The organism is Moorena sp. SIO3I8 (assembly GCF_010692325.1).
Taxonomy (GTDB): Bacteria; Cyanobacteriota; Cyanobacteriia; order Cyanobacteriales; family Coleofasciculaceae; genus Moorena.
The window spans coordinates 1-1,280 of record NZ_JAAHHW010000417.1 but is presented as its reverse complement, the minus strand read 5'-3'; the positions used below and the strand labels follow the sequence as shown (position 1 = coordinate 1,280).

Annotated in this window: 2 protein-coding genes; both read right to left on the bottom strand. The window is 47.6% G+C overall.

All coding sequences use genetic code 11. From position 1 onward, the window contains the following. Nucleotides 1–108 precede the first annotated feature (108 nt). The gene (locus F6K51_RS37510; RefSeq protein WP_293031319.1) at nt 109–354 is read right to left on the bottom strand and encodes a hypothetical protein; all 246 of its coding nucleotides are present in this window, start codon (nt 352–354) and stop codon (nt 109–111) included. A 204-nt stretch (nt 355–558) separates the two neighbouring features. Further along, nucleotides 559–1,280, bottom strand: a 722-nt coding sequence (locus tag F6K51_RS37505) for a carbohydrate kinase (RefSeq protein ID WP_293031316.1), incomplete at its 5' end; no start/stop codon positions are given.

Here is a 1,280-nt window from a genome sequence, read left to right as displayed (position 1 = left end):
TACTTGCTTGTGCTGCCCTCAATCCTATGACCCATTTGGGTATGCCTGATAGCTATGCCCATAATGCTTAAAACTGCTCCTGAGAGGGGGAGCATTTTGACCCCTTCATCATTCATGCAACAAAGCCTCGCGATTGTATTCTTCCACTCTGATTTGCTTGGCAATTCCCGCTGCTACTGCCTCATCGGTGCCATCAGGTAAAACAGCAATTATACCATCTCCGATAAACTTGACGATAAAGCCGTTTTGATTGCGAATCTCGGGACTAACACCCTTGAGGTAAGCATTAACAAAGTCGAAGTTTTCCTTCGGGGTCATGGTTTCTGAATTGGAATAGTAGTTTAAATTATCCATGTTTTAGGGAGTCGGGAGTCGGGAGTCGGGAGTCGGGAGTCGGGAGTCGGGGGAAGAGTGTGACAAGTGTAGGAAGTGAAACTTCAGTTTAAAGATAAAAACTTATAGAGTAAGCTGATGTGCATTTAAATTAGTTATTCCCTGTTCCCTGTTCCCTGTTCCCTGTTCCCTGTTCCCTGTTCCCGACAACTGCCGCGAAGTCTACTAACTAGATAGAAAAGCTTCCACCTCAGCTAATGTAGGTTGAGCTGCGATCGCACCAGGCTTGAGAGTGGTCAGTGCGCCTACTGCACTGGCATAGGTAACCACATCTTTGGCAACGGTTGGATCACTCAGACTGGACCGGTCACGGTGGCATAGTTGATAAATAATGCCACCAGTAAAGCCATCCCCGGCACCGGTTGTATCCTGGACTGCTACAGAAAATGCTGGTAACTTCCCTTCGTTTCCTCCCAGATAGTAGGCGCAGCCTCGTTCCCCGGCTGTGACTAATACCCCTTTGACCTTATCCAGCCGTTGTGCGATCGCTTTTGGATCAGCAGTGCCAAACAAAAACTCTCCCTCCTCATCAGTCAGTTTCAGGAAGTCCGCTTGCTGGATAAAGTCTTGAATGATTTCAATGGCAGTATTGGCATCATTCCAAAAGACCGGTCGCCAGTTCACATCTATAAAGATAGAGACCTGGTGTTGTTGTGCCAACTTAACCGCTTGGTTAATTGCTGCCTTACTGTCGGGATAGGCTAATTCCAGAGTCCCCAATACCAGAAACTTCGCTTCCTTAAATAGTTCAGTAGGCAAGTGATCGGCTTGAAGTCGTGTATCAGCGAATTCTGTGGTATCGATATCACCAAATCCAGCAAAACTGCGATCGCCTGAGGCATCTCGCACTACATAGACGATCCGTGTGGGAGCTGTACCATGACGCT

Bases quoted from the DNA above. Each gene is read 5' to 3' on its own strand.
- F6K51_RS37510 (WP_293031319.1), bottom strand. From the start codon at position 354: ATGGATAATTTAAACTACTATTCCAATTCAGAAACCATGACCCCGAAG.